The organism is Oerskovia sp. NPDC060338 (assembly GCF_042726295.1).
GTDB lineage: Bacteria > Actinomycetota > Actinomycetes > Actinomycetales > Cellulomonadaceae > Oerskovia > Oerskovia merdavium.
Map to the genome: position 1 here is coordinate 38,005 of NZ_JBHXCQ010000010.1, position 16,450 is coordinate 54,454.

The following is a 16,450-nucleotide window of genomic DNA, read 5'->3' on the forward strand; positions in this document are numbered from 1 at the left end:
CGCCCGCGTCAGCGGCGGGTGGCGGCCTCGAGCAGCTCGACGACGTGCACGTAGTCCTCGCCCGTCGCCCGGCTCAGGCCCATCTCGCACGTCCGGTTGCTCGACGCGTACGCCTCCGCGCGGCCGTGCTCGTGTGCGTGGGCAGCGACCTCGGCGGCCTCGGCGCGCGTCGCCGCGGCCGTGAGCTCGGGATGGAGCATCCCGCGGTCGCCCGCGAAGCCGCAGCACCCCGCGTCGAGGGGGAGCACGACGTCGTCGGCCACCGCGCGCGCGACCGCCTCGAGGTCGCCGACGACCCCCAGGTGGATCGACGAGCAGGTCGGGTGCAGGACGAGCGAGGCCAACGTGCTGCCCGCGGTCCGCGGGTCGCGACCGGCCGCCTCGAGCGCGGGCAGCACGTCGTGGCGCACGAACGTCACGGCGTCCAGCACGCGCAGCCGTTCGAACCGGTCGCGCGCCTCGCCCACGAGGTGCGAGCCGACCCGCTCGAGGCCGTGCGTGCAGCTCGACGCGTCCGAGACGACGGGCAGGCGGCCGCCGTCGGTCGCCGCCCAGAGCGCGTCGAAGGTCCGCTCGGCCATCGCCGTGGCGCCGTCGGTCAGCCCTTTGGAGACCCAGGGCGTGCCGCAGCACAGGCCTTCGACGCCCTCGGGGATCGCGACCGAGATCCCGGCGCGCTCGCACAGCGCGAGGAACGCGGGTCCGACGCCGCCCGGGCTGGGCGAGGCGTCGGCGGGCGAGAAGAGCGAGCCCATGCACGACTGGAAGAAGACGACGCTCGCCGCGCCGTGCGCCGGGCGGTCACCGGGGGAGACCCGTCGCGGTCCGGGCCCCGGGAGGTCGGGCCCCACGAGCGGCACGACGTCGTCGCCCAGCACCGCGCGCCCCACCTTCGACGCGGCAGTGACCAGGGGCGTGGGCACCAGGTCGACCACGCCGAGCGCGCCGCGCAGGCCCGTGACCGCGCCGCCCCAGTGGTCGGCCGCCACGCGCCCGGCGCGCTGGACCACGGCCCCGTGGCGCTGCGCGCGACGGACCTTCATGACCTTGCCCGTGTCGATCCCGACGGGGCACGCGGTCACGCACAGCGAGTCGACCGCGCACGTGTCGACCGCGGAGTACTCGTAGGCGCGCTCGAGCTCGCGGAGCTCGCCCGGGGCGGCCGTGACCATCTCGCGCAGCAGAGCGATGCGCTGCCGAGGAGTCGTCGTGACCGTCCGTGACGGGCACGCGGGCTCGCAGTACCCGCACTCGACGCACCGGTCGACGACGTCCGCGAGGTCTCCCGCTGCGGCCGTCCCGACGGGCGGCACGAGCTTGAGGTGCTGCAGGTGCGCCTCGTCGTCGTCGGTGAGGAGCACGCCGGGGTTGAGGATGCCCTCGGGGTCGCACAGTGCCTTGACCTCGCGCATCACGGCGTGCAGGTCGTCGCCGAACTGCCGCCGGACGAACGGCGCCATGATGCGGCCCGTGCCGTGCTCGGCCTTGAGCGAGCCGCCACGGCCGAGCACCAGGCCCACCATGTCCTCGGTGAAGGCCGCGAAGCGGTCGAGCTCGCCGTCGTCGGACAGGCGCGGGGTGATCATGAAGTGCAGGTTGCCGTCCTTGGCGTGCCCGAACGTCACGGCGTCGTCGTAGCCGTGCTGCGCGAAGAGCCCGCCCAGGTCGCGGACCGTCGCGGTGAGGTCGGGGACCGGCACGACCAGGTCCTCGAGCAGGGCCGTGCTGCCCGGGGCGCGGGCTCCCGCGACCGCGGTGTACAGGCCCTTGCGGACGCGCCACAGCCGCCCACGGGCCGCGGGGTCACGCGTGAGCTCGGCGGGCGTCGCGAGGTCGAGCGAGCCGACGACGGCGCGCGCTGCCTCCTCGAACGGCTCGAGCCCCTCGGCGCTCGTGGCCTGGTACTCGACGAGCAGGGCCGTCTGGGTCGTCGCGGCCGCGAAGACCCGCATCGACGCGTCGGCGAGCGGGTCGGCCGCCGCGACGCGCAACGACGCCGCGTCAAGCAGCTCGATGGCCCGCGCGCCCGAGCCCGTGATGGTCGCGAGCGCGTCGGTCGCCTGCTCGAGCGCGTCGAAGACCAGGAGCGTGGTCGAGGCCGCGGGGAGCAGCGGGACGGTCCGGAACGTCACGTCGGCCACGAAGGCCAGCGTCCCCTCGGACCCCACGACCAGGTGCTCGAGGATCTTGACGGGAGACTCGTGGTCCACGAACGCGTTGACCCCGTAGCCCATGGTGTTCTTCATCGAGTACTGGTGCGCGATGGTCGCGCGCATGGCCTCGCTCGCCCGCACCCGGTCGCGCAGCGCGGCCAGGCCGCGGTGGAGCGCGGGCTCGAGCGCGCGCAGGCGGTCGTCGGCGTCGGGTGCTCCCGTGTCGAGCACGGTGCCGCTCGGCAGGACGAGCGTCATCGACTCGATCGTGCGGTAGGCCGTGTCGACCGTGCCGCACGCCATGCCCGAGGAGTTGTTCGCGACGACGCCGCCGATCGTGCACGCGATCTCGCTCGCGGGGTCGGGGCCGAGCCGTCGCCCGTGGCGCAGGAGCCGCCCGTTGACCGAGCGCAGCGTCACGCCCGGCTGGCAGCGCACGCGCGCGCCGTCGTCGAGCACCTCGACGCGCGTGAAGCGCGTGCGGGTGTCGACGAGCAGCCCTGCGCCCGACGCCTGGCCCGACAGGCTCGTCCCGCCCGAGCGGAACGTGACCGGGAGCCCGCGGCGACGGGCCTCGGCGAAGGCGGCGACGACGTCGGGCACGTCCTGCGCGCGCGCGACCGCCTCGGGGCGCAGCAGGTAGTGCGACGCGTCGTGGGCCTGGGCGACCCTCGTCAGCAGGTCCGTGCGGATCTCGAGAGCCCGCGTCGTGGCGGCGGAGACGGTCGTCATGCTCGTGCCTTGCGCTCTCCGTCCAGCCGGTGGGGCTGGACCGCGTCGTAGGTGGCCTTGAGGTTGGCGCTCGTCTGGTCGTACAGGCGCTGCGCGACCCGGACGAACAGGAAGTCGACGACTGCGAGCTGCGCGATGCGGCTCGACAGCGCGCCTGAGCGGAACTGGGTCTCGCGTGCCGTGGTGCCGAGCACGACGTCGGCCTCCTGCGCGAGGGGCGACTCGGGGAAGTTGGTGATCGCCACGCTCGTCGCCCCGCGCCGGTGCGCGATGCCGAGCGCGTGGTTGGTCTCGACCGTCTGCCCGCTGTGCGAGATCCCGATCGCGACCGCGCCCGGGCCGAGCAGCGCGGCCGACTGGAGCTGGAGGTGCGGGTCGGGCGACGCGAAGCACACGAGCCCGATGCGCTGGAGCTTCTGTGCGAGGTCCTGCCCCGTGAGCCCGCTCGACCCGACGCCGAACACGTCGATCCGCGGCGCGGCCGCGACGGCCGCGGCGACCTGCTCGAGTGCCGCGAGGTCGAGCATGCGCGCGGTCTCCTCGATGGTCCGCGCCTCGTGGAACGCGATCTTCGCGACGACGTCCTCGGCCGTGTCCGTCTCGTTGATCTCGCCGTGCGCGACGTTCGAGCGCTCCATCTCCATCTCGCGGCGCGAGGTGGCCTGCGCGAGGTCGATCCGGAACTCGGGGTAGCCCGCGTAGCCGATCGCCCGGCAGAACCGCACGACGGTCGCCTGCGAGGCGCCGGCGCGCGCGGCGAGCTCGTTGATCGTCGACCCGACGACGGCGGTCGGGTCCGCGAGCACCGCCTCGGCGATCCGGGCCTCGGCGGGGCGGAGCGTCGGCAGGGCCTGTCGGATGCGGACGAGTCCGTCACCTGTCATGTCGGATCTCCTGTGATCGGGGTGGGTGTGGACGGTGCGGGAACAGGGGGTTCGTCGCCGAGGCTCAGCCAGGGTGCACGGGCGACGAGGGGAGCGGCAGGCGTGGGAGCGTCGGTGGTGCTGCTCGTGGCGCCCTGGGTAAGCAGCCGGGCTAGGTGGAGCGCGCCGTCGAGCGGGGTGCCCGCGGAGGGGACGAGCTCGGCGTCGGGACGCAGGGCCGCGAACCGGCGCGCGAGGGCGCCCGTCAGGGACGGGCCGGCCGCGAGGACCCCGCCCGTGGCCGCGGCGAGGGGTGGCAGGCCGGGAGCGAGCGCGGCGGCGAGCGTCTCGGCCAGGTGCCTGCCTGCCTCGGTGAGGATCTGGACGCTCGCGGGGTCGCCCGCGGCAGCAGCCGCGGCGACGTCGGGCGTGAAGGACCCGAGGACCTGGGCGCGGTCGGCGCGCGTGTAGAGCTGGGCGGGCCAGGTCGGCACGGGGCCGAACCGCGCCTGGGCCGTGGCGAGAAGGGGACGCGAACCACCGGTCGCCCGCCCGTCGTGGGCCGCGAGGGCTGCCCGCAGCCCGTGCGCACCGATCCACGAGGCCGACCCGAGATCACCCAGGAGGTGCCCCCAGCCGTCGGTGCGTCGCCAGACGTCGCGGAGGTCGGTGCCCAGCGCGATCGCTCCTGTGCCGACCGCGACGACGGCTCCCGCTCGCCCGCCCAGGGCGCCCAGGTGGGCCGTGAGGGCGTCGGCCGCGACCGCGGTCCGGCCCGTCGCGAGGGACGAGCGGAGCGCGGCGTGGACCGTGGCGGGGTCCGGGACGAGCGTGGCGAGGCCCGTCGCGCCGACCGCGGCCGCGGCGACGACCGGGGGTGCGCCGTGGGGCCCGGTCCTGGCCGCGACGAACGACGCGCACAGGTCGCGCACCACGTCGGCGACGTCGCTGCCGTCGGTTCCGATCGCGACGCTGCGCCCCGTGAGCTCGGTGCGGTGCCGTGCCTCGTCAGGGGTGACGGCGGGGTGGTCGGCGTCCGGCCGGTCGGCGGAGGGCGCGGGGACGGCGGGCAGGGGGACGGCGACGAGCCGGCTCCCGCTGCCGCCCACGTCGATCGCGACGAGCCAGCGGGGCGGCGTCGGGAAGGGTGGGGGCTCGGGAGAGGTGAGGGCGTCCGTAGCGCTCTCCGTGCGGGCGAGGTCGACGTCCGGCGTCCAGGTCACGCCTCATTCTGGCATGAAATTTCAGAACAACACTAGACCGCGGAGAAAACTTCCACGCGTGTCGTCCGGCCGGAGGTGTGCGGCGGGGAGGGCGTCGGGGTGCCGTGCTGCTTGGAGGTTACTCCTCCTTGTGGTTCACGTCACGGGTGCTCGGCGGTCGCGGGCGCCCGCGAGGGGACGGGGCGCGTGCCGCGCGACGTACCGTGGTCACCATGAGAGGCGAGTACAAGGTTCCCGGTGGCAAGCTCGTGGCGGTCGACGTCGAGACGGACGACGGGAGGCTGTCGCGCGTCGCGCTGAGCGGAGACTTCTTCCTCGAGCCCGACGACGCCCTCGAGGACATCAACGCGGCCCTGACGGGGCTGCCCGAGACCTCGACCGTGGCCGACCTGGCCCGGGCCGTCGAGTCCGTCCTGACCGACGACATCACCATGGTCGGGTTCTCTCCCGAGGCCGTGGCGATCGCCGTGCGCCGCGCGCTCGGCCACGCGACCGGCTGGGACGACCACGTCTTCGAGATCATCCACGAGGGGCCCGAGCAGCCCGCGATGCACCTCGCGCTCGACCAGGTGCTGACCGAGGAGCTCGACGCCGGGCGCCGCGGCCCCACGCTGCGCATCTGGGAGTGGGGGGCGCCGGCCGTCATCATCGGCTCGTTCCAGTCGCTCCGGAACGAGGTCGACCCCGCAGGAGCCGACAAGCACGGCATCACCGTGGTCCGCCGCATCTCGGGCGGCGGGGCCATGTTCGTCGAGCCGGGCAACACGATCACCTACTCGCTCACCGTCCCCGCCTCGCTCGTCGAGGGCCTGAGCTTCGAGCGCTCCTACGCGTTCCTCGACGACTGGGTGCTGGGGGCGCTCGCCGACGTCGGCGTCGAGGCGACCTACAAGCCGCTCAACGACATCGCGTCGCCGGCCGGGAAGATCGCCGGCGCCGCGCAGAAGCGACTGCGCGGGGGAGCGGTGCTGCACCACGTGACCATGGCCTACGACATCGACGCCGACAAGATGCTCGAGGTCCTGCGCATCGGCCGCGAGAAGATGAGCGACAAGGGCACCAAGAGCGCCAACAAGCGCGTCGACCCCCTGCGCTCGCAGACCGGCATGGCGCGCGAGGACGTCATCGAGGCGTTCAAGGCGCACTTCCGCTCGCGCTACCGCACGGTCGAGGGTGGCGTCACGCCCGACGAGCGCGCCCAGGCCGAGGAGCTCGTGCGCACCAAGTTCGGCACCCCGGAGTGGACCGCGCGCGTCCCGTGACGCGATAGGGGTGGGCCCGCCCCGGCGCATGCCCGGGCGTGCTCGCGGGGGGCCGGGAGCCGCCGTGTGCCGGGCAGGTTAAGAACGTGTCACAACTTCGCGACCGGCTTCCCTCTGCCCGTCGATGGCGGTAATCTTCACGGACACCCAACCTGATGTAAGTTTATTTCAGAGTCGAAGGGGCCCGAGGATCCGGTGCCCCACGAACGATCAGGTCCGCAGGGACGAACGGCTGGCCGCGACGCGGCAGCCGACCAGAAAGGAAGTCACGGCATGCAGCGACGCAGCACGGTGGCCGTCACGGGCACACTCCTCCTGGCGCTCGGCCTCACCGCGTGTGGCGGCGGGGACAGCAGCAGCGGCGAGAGCACGGGGGACGCAGCCGCCGCCGACCACTCCGGCGAGACCCTCACGGTCTGGATCATGGAGGGCACCAACCCCGACGGGGACGCCTTCTTCGACGAGGTCACCACCGCCTTCAAGGAAGAGACGGGCGCCGACCTCCAGATCGAGTTCCAGCCGTGGGCCAGCGCTCACGACAAGTTCACGACCTCCATCGCGGGCAACACCACGCCGGACGTCGCCGAGCTCGGCACCACGTGGACCGGCGAGTTCGCGGAGGTCGGCGCACTGTCCGACCTCTCGGACAAGATCAAGGCATCGGGCCTCGAGGAGGACCTGGTCCCCGGGCTCGTCGAGTCCGCGACGCTCGACGGGGCCCAGTACGGCATGCCCTGGTACGCGGGCGTGCGCTCGATCGTCTACCGCAAGGACCTCTTCGAGGCGGCCGGCATCGAGGTGCCGACGACCTGGGCAGAGCTGCAGACCGCAGCAGAGACGCTCAAGGCCGCGAACCCCGGCCTGATCCCCTTCCCGATCGCCGGCGACAGCCAGTACGGCGCCATGCCCTTCATCTGGGGTGCGGGCGGCGACCTGGCCGTCAAGGACGGTGACACCTGGACGTCCGAGATCAACTCGCCGGACTCCGTGAAGGGCCTCGAGTTCTACACCGGTCTCGCGACCGAGGCGGGGCTGTCCACTGCGGCGGCCACGACGTGGAAGGAGACCGACCTCCTCTCCAACTTCGAGCAGGGCAACGTCGGCATGATGATCTCCGGCAGCTGGACCCCGGGCAAGATCCTCACGGACGTCCCGGACATGGCCGACAAGATCGGCGCGTTCCCCATCCCGGGCGAGACCGACGGGCTGTCGGACTCGTTCCTCGGCGGGTCGCACCTGGGCGTGTTCGCGGCCAGCGAGAAGCAGGACCTCGCGTGGGAGTTCGTCGAGATGATGACCACGGGCAAGTTCGCCGAGGCGTGGGGCAACCAGTCCGGCTACTTCCCGGGTCAGACCTCGCTCCTCGAGAAGGTCATCGAGGAGAACGACCCGCTCGTCGCGCCGTTCGCCCAGCAGATGGTCGAGGCCGGCGCCTCGGTCCCGGTGACGCCGCTCTACGGCCAGATCCAGGGCAAGAAGACGGTCGAGACCATGCTGCAGTCGATCCTCTCGGGCAGCGCCACGGTGCAGGAGGCCGCCGACACCGCGGCCGCCGACATGAACGAGACCTTCGGGTCCTGACGAGCCCATGGCAGATCTGCACTCGGTTCCCGGCGCGTCGGCCGACCAGCTGACGCGCCGGGCCCCGGCCCCGGCCCCCTCGTCCACCCCGCGCCGCCGCTCCGGCATGCGCGGCCTGCTCGGGCACAAGTCCCCGCTGCGCCCCTGGCTGCTCCTGGCCCCTGCGCTCGCCGTCCTCGGCGTGCTGCTCCTGTGGCCCCTGGTCCGCGTCGTGATGATCTCTCTGCAGGACTACGGCCTGCGCCAGATCGCGTCGGGAGAGTCGAACTACATCGGCTTCGACAACTACGCCGCGATCTTCGGCGACTCGTTCCTGTGGACCGTCGTCCTGCCCAACACGATCGGCTTCGCCGTCGCGTGCGTGGTGCTGACGGTCGTCCTGGGCACGGCCGTCGCGCTGTTCCTCAACAACCTCGGGACGTTCTGGCGCACGATCTGCTCGACCGCGATCATGGTCGCCTGGGCCGTGCCCGCGATCACCGGTACCTACGTGTGGATCTGGATCTTCGACCCGCTCAACGGCCTGGTCTCGTCGGTGCTCGACTCGGTCGGGCTGATCGACCCCGCGACCACCAACTGGTTCACCGAGCGCCTGAGCTTCTACGCGATCGCGACGCTCAACGTCGTGCACCACGGCTTCCCGTTCGTCGCGATCACGGTCCTCGCGGGCCTGCTGACGATCCCCAAGGAGCTGCACGAGGCCGCCATGATGGACGGAGCCTCGCCCTGGCGCCGGTTCTGGGCCATCACCGCGCCCATCTTGCGCCCCGTCTTCGCGGTCGTCACGATCCTGTCGACCATCTGGGACTTCAAGGTCTTCACGCAGATCTACCTGATGCCGGGCGGAAACGGCGGCAACAAGGAGGTCTTCAACCTCGGCGTGTGGTCCTACATCCAGTCCTTCGCGCAGGGCAAGTACGGGATGGGCTCGGCGATCGCCGTGCTGCTCACCCTGATCCTGCTCGGGATCACCGTCGTGTACATGCGCACCCTGTTCAAGGAGGAGGAGCTGTGAGCGCCCTGACCGGTACCCCGTCCAGCGCCCCGCGCGCTGGAGACCGCACGGGGGGCGGAACGACCGACGACCGTGCCTCGCTCGCCCCGCGCCCCCCGCAGGTCCTGCGGGTCAAGGCGCGCAAGCGCCCCCTGCCCACCGCGGGCAAGGTCGTGGGCATCGTCGCGCTGCTCGTCTTCGCGCTGTTCCCGGCCTACTGGATGTTCTCCTCGGCGATCGACCCCGAGGCCGCGACCCGCGGGGCGCGGATCCTGCCCGCCGGCGTCACGTGGGACAACTTCGTGACCGTGATCGACGACGGCGGGTTCGGCCAGTACCTCCGGAACTCGATCGTCGTGGCGATCGGCGCCGTCGTGTTCTCCTCGGTGCTCGCGCTGCTCGCCGCGGTGGCCGTGAGCCGCTTCAGGTTCCGCTTCCGCAAGTCGATCCTCGTGCTCGTCCTCATGGTGCAGATGGTGCCCCTCGAGGCCCTCGTCATCCCGCTGTTCCTCCAGATGCGCACCCTCGGCATGCTCAACTCGCTCCTGGGCCTGACGATCGTCTACATCGCCTTCTCGCTGTCGTTCGCGATCTGGATGCTGCGCGGCTTCGTCGCGGCGGTCCCGGTCGAGCTCGAGGAGGCCGCGTACCTCGACGGCGCCTCGTGGGGTCGCATGTTCTGGAAGATCCTGCTGCCGCTCGTCGCCCCCGGCGTCGTCGCCACGAGCGTCTTCTCGTTCATCACGGCCTGGAACGAGTTCATCTTCGCCCTGACCTTCCTGCAGCAGTCGGCCAAGTACACCGTGCCGATCGGCCTGCAGAAGTTCTTCGGCGAGAACACGACCGACTGGGGCGCGGTCATGGCCGCCTCGACCCTCATCACGCTGCCCGTGATCGTCTTCTTCGTCCTCGTGCAGCGCAACCTGTCCTCCGGCCTGACCGCTGGGTCGGTGAAGGGATGACCACCGTGCACCACGACGCGCTGCGCGCCGTCAACGGCGTCCTGCTCCCCGGTTTCACGGGGACGGACGCCCCGGCCTGGCTGCTCTCGGCCTGCGAGGAGGGCCTCGCGGGCGTCATCTACTTCGCGTACAACACGCCCGACGTCGCCACGACCGCCAGGCTCTCGGCGAGCCTCCACGAGGTCTCGCCCGACCTGTTGATCGCGATCGACGAGGAGGGCGGGGACGTCAGCCGGCTCGAGGCCGCCACGGGGTCGAGCATCCCGGGGGCAGCTGCGCTCGGGACGATCGACGACGAGGACCTCACGGAGCGGGTCGGGCTCGCGCTCGGCCGCCTGCTCGCCGCGACGGGCGTGGACCTCGACCTCGCCCCCGTGCTCGACGTCAACTCCCGGACCGAGAACCCCGTGGTCGGTGTGCGCGCGTTCGGCGCGACGCCCGACCTGGTGTCCCGGCACGGGGCCGCGTTCGTGCAGGGCCTGCACCGGGCCGGGGTCGGGGCGTGCGGCAAGCACTTCCCGGGGCACGGCGCGACCGACGTGGACTCCCACCTGTCGCTGCCGGTGGTCGACGACCCGCTCGAGACGATCCGCGAGCGCGACCTGCCGCCGTTCGTCCGGGCCTTCGAGCCCGACGTGGGGATCGACTCGATCATGACCGCGCACCTGCTGGTCCCGGCGATCGGCCCGCGGCCGGTCTCGCTCGAGCCTGCTGCGGCGCTCGTGGCACGGGAGATGGGCTTCGAGGGGCCGATCATCACCGACGCCCTGGACATGGGCGCGGTCAAGGGCGCCGACGGGATCGGCGAGGTCGCCGTCCAGGCGATCGAGGGCGGGGCCGACCTGCTGTGCCTCGGCACCACGGTCGGGCGCGACGACGAGGAGCTGTTCCGCCAGGCGCAGAGCGCGCTCCTCGCGGCCGTCGAGCAGGGCCGGATCACGATCGAGCGCCTGCTCGGGTCCGCGGCCCGCACGGCGCGCACGGTGCGCCGGGTGCGCGAGCTCCAGGCCTCCGCGGGCGCGACGTGCGGCCCGACCGAGGCGACCGCTGCGCTCGAGGCGCTCGCCGCCGTCGGGCAGGAGGCCGCCGAGCGGGCCGTGCGCACGCACGGACCCCGCACGCACCTCGACCCCTCCGGCCCCGCACCCGAGGTGATCGACCTGCGCCAGCGGTTCGACCACGCCGCGGGGCGCACCGCCCAGCACGTCCAGAACGCGCTCCGGGCGACCTTCCCCGGCACCGACGTCCACGTCTTCTCCGACCCGGCCGGGTGGGAGGCGACGCTCGCCGCGGTCTCGGCGGTCCGGTCCGCAGGTGACCCCGTCCGCCCCCTCGTCGTGATCACGCGCGAACCCGTCCCGGGCAGCCGCGAGGCCGGCATGCTCGACGCCCTGCGCGGCGCGCGCCCCGGGCTCGTCGTGGTGCACACCGGGTTCCCCGACGCCGTGCCCGCCTGGTTCGGGGACGAGACCACCGTGGTCGTCGCGTGCGGCACCGGACGTGCCAACGCGCGCGCCGCCGTCGGGCAGCTGACCACCACCACCGCGGAGGTGACCCGATGATCGTCCTCGGCCTGTCCTCGGGCACGTCGGTCGACGCGATCGACGCGGCCGCCGCCGACTTCCACCTGGGCCCCGACGGGGTCCTGCGCATGCGCCCCCTGGGGCACACCGAGTACGAGTGGCCCGCGGCGCTGCGCGAACGCATCCTCAAGGCGCTGCCGCCGGCTCCCGTCGACATGGGCGAGGTCACGCAGCTCGACACGCTCATCGGGCAGGAGTTCGGCCGCGCCGGACGCCAGGCCATCGACGACGTGGCGGGCGGCGACGTCGACCTCGTCGCGTCGCACGGCCAGACGCTCTACCACTGGGTCGTGGGCGCCCGCGCGCACGGCAGCCTCCAGCTCGGCAACGCCGCCTGGATCGCCGAGCGCACCCGTCGCCCCGTCATCAACGACTTCCGGGTCGCGGACATCGCCGCGGGCGGGCAGGGGGCGCCGCTCGTGAGCGTGCTCGACGCGCTGTGGCTCGGGCGCGACCCGCAGTCCCCGGACGGTGCGCCGGCCGGGCTCAGTGCGGCGCTCAACATCGGCGGGATCGCGAACGTCACGCTCGTCGGCGAGGTCGAGGCGCCCGTGACCGGCTGGGACACCGGGCCTGGCAACTGCCTCATCGACCTCACGATGCGCCAGCTCACGGGAGAGCCCTTCGACCGCGACGGCTCCCTGGGCGCGACCGGGACCGTGGACCAGGCCGCACTGCGCGCTCTGCTCGACGACCCGTACTTCGCGGCCAAGGCCCCCAAGTCGACCGGTCGCGAGCTGTTCGACGCGACCTACGTGCCGCGCAAGCTCGCCGCGGTCCGCCCCGACCTCACGGGGGCCGACCTCGTCGCGACCCTCACCGAGCTCACCGCCGTGACCATCGCGGAGGGCCTGCTCTCGGTCGCTCAGGGCGCCCACCGTGACGGTGACCCCCAGCGCGAGGTGCGTCGCGTCGTCGTCTCGGGCGGCGGGGCGCACAACCCGACCCTGCTCGCCCGTCTGCGCGCCTACCTGCCCGAGGGGTGCGAGCTCCTCACGGCCGACCAGCTCGGCATGCCGATCGACGCCAAGGAGGCGTACCTGTTCGCGCTGCTCGGCTTCCTGTCGGCCCACGGGGTCGCCGGGACCGCCAAGGGCGAGCAGCGTCGACGCTCGACCGGGGCGCGCCGCGCGACCGTGCTCGGCTCGCTCACCCCGCCCACCCCGTTGATCTGGCCCGCGTTCACCGGGCCCATCCGCCGGCTCGTGCTGGCCAACACCCCGTTCGGGCTCGCCCCGATGCCGAAGGGAACGCACCGATGACCGACACCCGCCCCGCCACCCAGGGGGACCTCTCGGCCGGGCACGCCTCCGCCGCCGAGGACTGGCAGGAGGTGCTCCGGCTCGCGTCGCCGACCGAGGAGCGCAACCCGCGCACCACGGACATCGACCTGCTCCCCACGGCCGAGGTCGTGCGGCGCATCACCGACGAGGACGCGGGCGTCGCAGACGCCGTGCGTGCCGAGGCCGACCGCATCACCGCGGCCGTCGACCTCGCGGTGGCCGCGCTGCGCGGCGGTGGCAAGGTCCACTACTTCGGGTCGGGCACGTCGGGCCGCCTCGGCGTGCTCGACGCGGTCGAGCTGCTGCCCACCTACGGCGTGGGCGAGGAGTGGTTCGAGGCCCACCTCGCCGGGGGCGCGGGCGCCATGATGCTCGCGGTCGAGGGAGCCGAGGACGACGTCGAGCTCGGCCGCGCCGACGCCGACGAGGTCCGGGCCGGGGACCTGGTCGTGGGTCTCGCGGCGAGCGGGCGCACGCCCTACGTGGGTGGCGCGTTCGACGTCGCACGCGAGCGCGGCGCCGCGACCGTGCTCGTGAGCGCCAACCCGCAGGCACGCCTCGCGTCGCGCGTCGACGTCGCGATCCTGCTCGACACGGGCCCCGAGGTCGTCACGGGCTCGACCCGCATGAAGGCCGCCACGGCGCAGAAGCTCGTGCTCAACACGTTCTCGACCGCGACCATGATCCGGCTCGGCAAGACGTACTCGAACCTCATGATCGACGTCCGCCCGACCAACCAGAAGCTCCGCGCCCGGATCGTGCGCATGCTCGTCCAGGCCACGGGGCTCGAGACCGACGAGTGCGAGCAGACCCTGCACCGTGCCGGCGGCGAGATCCACGTCGCGCTCGTCATGCTGCTCGCGGGCGTCGGCGTCGACGAGGCGCGCGAGGCCCTGCGGGGAGCCGGGGCACCCGGCGTGCGCCGAGCGCTCGAGCTGCTGGGGGCCTAGGGCCCCGGGGCCTCGGGGCCGGGGCGGCCTGGGGCTGCCCGCGTCCCCCCGTGACCCCGGCCGTCACCTGTGCCGATCCCGGCGGTCGTCCTCGACCGCCGGGATCCGTCGTCCCTACCGGGGCTCGGTCGCGGGAACCGCAGCGGGCAGCGCCGCGGCGACCTGCGCCTGGAGCTCGGTGATGATCTTCTGGGCCCGTGCCGCACCGATCGCACCGGCCGCGATACCCGTGCTCACGAGCGAGACCCGCACGATCGAGCCCGAGTCGCCGAGCGCGAACGTGCTGACCTGGATCTTCAGGTGCTGGCTGGCCTTGCCCGCGAACGCACCGAAGGCCAGCGTGACCCACCGGGTGCCCCGCTCGCCGTCGGCGCTGTGCGTACCGGTCGGGGTGAGCCGGACGCCGGCCTCGGTGAGGGTCGCGTGGGCGATGTCGCGCGCCGCGTCCGGGTGGGCGGAGGTGTGGAGGTCGAGCGTGGAGGCCATGGTCTTCCGTTCGTCGTGGCCGAGCGCCCGGCCCCCAGGACAGGGCGGGCGCGTCCGAGGACGACGACGAGTATGGCGGCAACGGGTCGTGGTGAACAGCCCCGTCCGCCGACGGTCCTCGACGGTGGTGCCGGTGGACGGACGGCCAAGAGCGTGGGTCGGTCGTGCGGACCGGACGGCCGGGAGCGCGGGCTGTCCTGCAGCCCGTCAGCCGGCGGGCGCAGCGACGGCACGGGCCCCGAACACCGCGGTCCCCACGCGCACGATCGTCGCGCCCTCGGCGATCGCCGCCTCGAGGTCTCCGCTCATGCCCATCGACAGCTCGCGCGCCTCTCCCGTCCCCGGGGCGCCGCTCGCGAGCACCTCGTCACGTATCCGGCGCAGCCGCTCGAACCCGGCGCGCACCAGCGCGGTGTCGGGGGAGTTCGCCCCGATCGTCATGAACCCCGTGAGGCGAAGACCCTCCAGGGCGGCGACCTGACGGGAGAGGTGCGCGGCGCCGTCGGGCCCCACCCCCGCCTTGGACTCCTCGCCCGACACGTTGACCTGGACCATGACGTCGAGCGTGCGGCCCTCGCGCGCGCAACGGCTCGCGAGGGCCTCGGCGAGAGCGAGCGAGTCGACCGACTCGACGCCCGTGGCCGTGGCCAGGACCTGGTTGACCTTGTTGCGCTGCAGGTGCCCGATCATGTGGACCCGCACCGAGCCGTCCGCGACCAGGTCGGCGAGGTCGGGGGCCTTGGCGACGAGCTCCTGGACGCGGTTCTCGCCGATCAGCGTCGCGCCCGCGGCCACGACCGCGCGGACCGCCGCGGCGTCCTGCGTCTTGGTCGCGACGAGGAGCTGCACCTCGTCCGGGGCACGGCCCGCGGCGAGGGCTGCTGCGTCGATGCGCGCGCGCACCGCGGCGTAGCGGTCGGCGATGGTCGGGGTCGTGCCGAGTGGGGAGCTGCCAGGGGCGGAGTGGTGGGGGGACACGCGAGCAGTCTAGTTTTCGGCGGGCGCGCGCCGGGCCGGGGTGAGTCCTGCCCGACGGCGTCGCGCACCCCGGGAGGGCAGCGCACCGTGGGTGGGGCGAGCCGGGCGGCCGCGGGCTGCGCAGGTCCGGTGGCGCGGCCGACCCCTCCGCGTGGGCGGGCTGGGGGAGAATCGGGGCATGAACGCGATCCTGAACGTCATCTGGCTGATCTTCGCGGGCCTCTGGCTCGCGCTCGGTTACGTCCTGGCCGGCATCATCTGCTGCGTCCTCATCATCACCATCCCGTTCGGGATCGCGAGCTTCCGCATCGCCGGCTACGCGCTGTGGCCGTTCGGGCGCACGGTCGTCGACAAGCCGACGGCCGGCGCGTTCTCCACGATCGGCAACGTGATCTGGGTGATCTTCGCCGGGATCTGGCTCGCGATCGGGCACGTGATCACCTCGATCCCGCTGTTCGTCTCGATCATCGGCATCCCGATGGGCATCGCCAACCTCAAGATGATCCCCGTCTCCCTGCTGCCGCTCGGCAAGCAGATCGTGCCGACGAACGCGCGCTTCGGGGCCTGAGGGGTCACGATCGGGTGGGGCCGCTGACGTCGACTGCGACCTGACGTGACGACGACGGGAGAGCCATGCCGGGCGGGAGCGGCGGCCAGGGGGTGCGTCCGGGCCTGAGCCTGCGACGCACCTGGTGGCGCGTGCTCGACTACGCGAGCGTCCTCCGCTGGCAGGCCGCGGGCATCACGTCCCGGGTGGACCCCGACGACCTGCGCACCCCGGCCCACCCGGTCGGGCCGCCCGTCGTGCTCGTCCCGGGCGTGTACGAGTCGTGGCACTTCCTCCTGCCGCTCGCCACCCTGCTGCACGAGCACGGCGTGGCCGTCCACGTGCTCCCGGAGCTCGGCGACAACCGTCGGCCCGTCGCCGCCGGGGCAGCCGTCCTCGGTCGCTACGTCCGCGAGCACGACCTGCGCGACGTGGTCGTCGTCGCGCACAGCAAGGGCGGGCTCATCGGCAAGCTCGCCATGGTGCGCGACGACCCCGAGGACCGGATCGCGTCGATGATCGCGATCAACACGCCCTTCGCCGGGTCGGCCTACGCGCGCTGGTTCGTCGCGCCCGCGGTGCGCGCATTCATCCCGAACGACGCGACGATCGTGGCACTGTCCGCCGAGCGGGACGTGAACGAGCGCATCACCTCGGTGCACAGCCGGTGGGACCCGCACATCCCCGCGGGCAGCTTTCTCGAGGGGGCGCAGGACGTCGTGCTCGACACCCCGGGCCACTTCCGGCCGCTCGCCGACCCCCGGCTGCACGCGCTCCTGCTCGAGCGGATCGTCGGGGCGTAGGGCTCTCCGGGGGGTGGCAGGGGCGGCCCTGTCGTGGGCGTCGTGGGCGT

14 protein-coding genes are annotated in these 16,450 nt (G+C 73.2%); 9 read left to right on the forward strand and 5 right to left on the reverse strand.

Going from position 1 to position 16,450, the window contains the following annotated elements:
• Nucleotides 1-8 precede the first annotated feature (8 nt).
• From ACFWGN_RS13245 to ACFWGN_RS13255, 3 genes are read right to left on the reverse strand one after another with little or no spacing between them, the layout of a single operon-like run.
• On the reverse strand, nucleotides 9-2,885 hold the full coding sequence (locus ACFWGN_RS13245) for an FAD-binding and (Fe-S)-binding domain-containing protein (protein WP_377617379.1): 2,877 nt from the start codon (nucleotides 2,883-2,885) through the stop codon (nucleotides 9-11).
• Nucleotides 2,882-3,769, reverse strand: coding sequence for a MurR/RpiR family transcriptional regulator (locus tag ACFWGN_RS13250; RefSeq protein WP_191803465.1), 888 nt, complete (start codon nucleotides 3,767-3,769; stop codon nucleotides 2,882-2,884). The genes ACFWGN_RS13245 and ACFWGN_RS13250 overlap by 4 nt, the downstream gene beginning before the upstream one ends.
• A complete protein-coding gene (locus tag ACFWGN_RS13255; protein WP_377617381.1) occupies nucleotides 3,766-4,971 on the reverse strand; it encodes an N-acetylglucosamine kinase in 1,206 nt (401 codons plus the stop codon). The genes ACFWGN_RS13250 and ACFWGN_RS13255 overlap by 4 nt, the downstream gene beginning before the upstream one ends.
• 212 nt (nucleotides 4,972-5,183) lie before the next feature.
• Here ACFWGN_RS13255 and ACFWGN_RS13260 point away from each other — a divergent pair, with 212 nt between their 5' ends.
• From ACFWGN_RS13260 to ACFWGN_RS13290, 7 genes are all read left to right on the forward strand, one after another.
• Nucleotides 5,184-6,233, forward strand: a complete 1,050-nt coding sequence (locus tag ACFWGN_RS13260; protein WP_191803461.1) for a biotin/lipoate A/B protein ligase family protein — start codon at nucleotides 5,184-5,186, stop codon at nucleotides 6,231-6,233.
• 273 nt (nucleotides 6,234-6,506) lie between these two features.
• Nucleotides 6,507-7,814, forward strand: a complete 1,308-nt coding sequence (locus tag ACFWGN_RS13265; RefSeq protein ID WP_377617383.1) for a sugar ABC transporter substrate-binding protein — start codon at nucleotides 6,507-6,509, stop codon at nucleotides 7,812-7,814.
• A 7-nt stretch (nucleotides 7,815-7,821) separates the two neighbouring features.
• Entirely contained in the window at nucleotides 7,822-8,829 is a 1,008-nt protein-coding gene (locus ACFWGN_RS13270; protein WP_377617385.1) for a carbohydrate ABC transporter permease, read from the forward strand.
• Between the two features lie 104 nt (nucleotides 8,830-8,933).
• Nucleotides 8,934-9,770 (forward strand): carbohydrate ABC transporter permease, encoded by an 837-nt coding sequence (locus tag ACFWGN_RS13275; protein WP_377617596.1) that lies wholly within the window; start codon nucleotides 8,934-8,936, stop codon nucleotides 9,768-9,770.
• Entirely contained in the window at nucleotides 9,767-11,332 is a 1,566-nt protein-coding gene (locus ACFWGN_RS13280; RefSeq protein WP_377617387.1) for a glycoside hydrolase family 3 N-terminal domain-containing protein, read from the forward strand. Before ACFWGN_RS13275 ends, ACFWGN_RS13280 begins: the two co-directional genes overlap by 4 nt.
• Entirely contained in the window at nucleotides 11,329-12,615 is a 1,287-nt protein-coding gene (locus ACFWGN_RS13285) for an anhydro-N-acetylmuramic acid kinase (protein ID WP_377617389.1), read from the forward strand. The genes ACFWGN_RS13280 and ACFWGN_RS13285 overlap by 4 nt, the downstream gene beginning before the upstream one ends.
• Complete coding sequence (locus ACFWGN_RS13290; RefSeq protein WP_377617391.1) at nucleotides 12,612-13,586, forward strand: N-acetylmuramic acid 6-phosphate etherase; 975 nt, start codon at nucleotides 12,612-12,614, stop codon at nucleotides 13,584-13,586. The genes ACFWGN_RS13285 and ACFWGN_RS13290 overlap by 4 nt, the downstream gene beginning before the upstream one ends.
• Nucleotides 13,587-13,700: 114 nt before the next feature.
• Here the strand turns inward: ACFWGN_RS13290 and ACFWGN_RS13295 are convergent, their stop codons facing one another.
• Together ACFWGN_RS13295 and ACFWGN_RS13300 are read right to left on the reverse strand one after the other, a co-directional pair.
• Nucleotides 13,701-14,072 carry a hypothetical protein gene (locus ACFWGN_RS13295; RefSeq protein WP_377617392.1) on the reverse strand — a complete coding sequence of 124 codons (372 nt, stop codon included), beginning with the start codon at nucleotides 14,070-14,072 and terminating at the stop codon, nucleotides 13,701-13,703.
• 207 nt (nucleotides 14,073-14,279) lie between these two features.
• On the reverse strand, nucleotides 14,280-15,050 hold the full coding sequence (locus tag ACFWGN_RS13300) for a YggS family pyridoxal phosphate-dependent enzyme (protein ID WP_377617394.1): 771 nt from the start codon (nucleotides 15,048-15,050) through the stop codon (nucleotides 14,280-14,282).
• Nucleotides 15,051-15,228: 178 nt separating this feature from the next.
• Between ACFWGN_RS13300 and ACFWGN_RS13305 the strand changes: the two genes are divergently transcribed.
• Both ACFWGN_RS13305 and ACFWGN_RS13310 read left to right on the forward strand, forming a co-directional pair.
• Nucleotides 15,229-15,618 (forward strand): YccF domain-containing protein, encoded by a 390-nt coding sequence (locus ACFWGN_RS13305; protein ID WP_191803449.1) that lies wholly within the window; start codon nucleotides 15,229-15,231, stop codon nucleotides 15,616-15,618.
• Between the two features lie 65 nt (nucleotides 15,619-15,683).
• Nucleotides 15,684-16,400, forward strand: coding sequence for an esterase/lipase family protein (locus ACFWGN_RS13310; protein ID WP_377617395.1), 717 nt, complete (start codon nucleotides 15,684-15,686; stop codon nucleotides 16,398-16,400).
• Nucleotides 16,401-16,450: the final 50 nt, after the last annotated feature.

Bases quoted from the DNA above. Each gene is read 5' to 3' on its own strand.
- ACFWGN_RS13245 (WP_377617379.1), bottom strand. From the start codon at position 2,885: ATGACGACCGTCTCCGCCGCCACGACGCGGGCTCTCGAGATCCGCACG.
- ACFWGN_RS13250 (WP_191803465.1), bottom strand. From the start codon at position 3,769: ATGACAGGTGACGGACTCGTCCGCATCCGACAGGCCCTGCCGACGCTC.
- ACFWGN_RS13260 (WP_191803461.1), top strand. From the start codon at position 5,184: ATGAGAGGCGAGTACAAGGTTCCCGGTGGCAAGCTCGTGGCGGTCGAC.
- ACFWGN_RS13265 (WP_377617383.1), top strand. From the start codon at position 6,507: ATGCAGCGACGCAGCACGGTGGCCGTCACGGGCACACTCCTCCTGGCG.
- ACFWGN_RS13270 (WP_377617385.1), top strand. From the start codon at position 7,822: ATGGCAGATCTGCACTCGGTTCCCGGCGCGTCGGCCGACCAGCTGACG.
- ACFWGN_RS13280 (WP_377617387.1), top strand. From the start codon at position 9,767: ATGACCACCGTGCACCACGACGCGCTGCGCGCCGTCAACGGCGTCCTG.
- ACFWGN_RS13285 (WP_377617389.1), top strand. From the start codon at position 11,329: ATGATCGTCCTCGGCCTGTCCTCGGGCACGTCGGTCGACGCGATCGAC.
- ACFWGN_RS13290 (WP_377617391.1), top strand. From the start codon at position 12,612: ATGACCGACACCCGCCCCGCCACCCAGGGGGACCTCTCGGCCGGGCAC.
- ACFWGN_RS13295 (WP_377617392.1), bottom strand. From the start codon at position 14,072: ATGGCCTCCACGCTCGACCTCCACACCTCCGCCCACCCGGACGCGGCG.
- ACFWGN_RS13305 (WP_191803449.1), top strand. From the start codon at position 15,229: ATGAACGCGATCCTGAACGTCATCTGGCTGATCTTCGCGGGCCTCTGG.
- ACFWGN_RS13310 (WP_377617395.1), top strand. From the start codon at position 15,684: ATGCCGGGCGGGAGCGGCGGCCAGGGGGTGCGTCCGGGCCTGAGCCTG.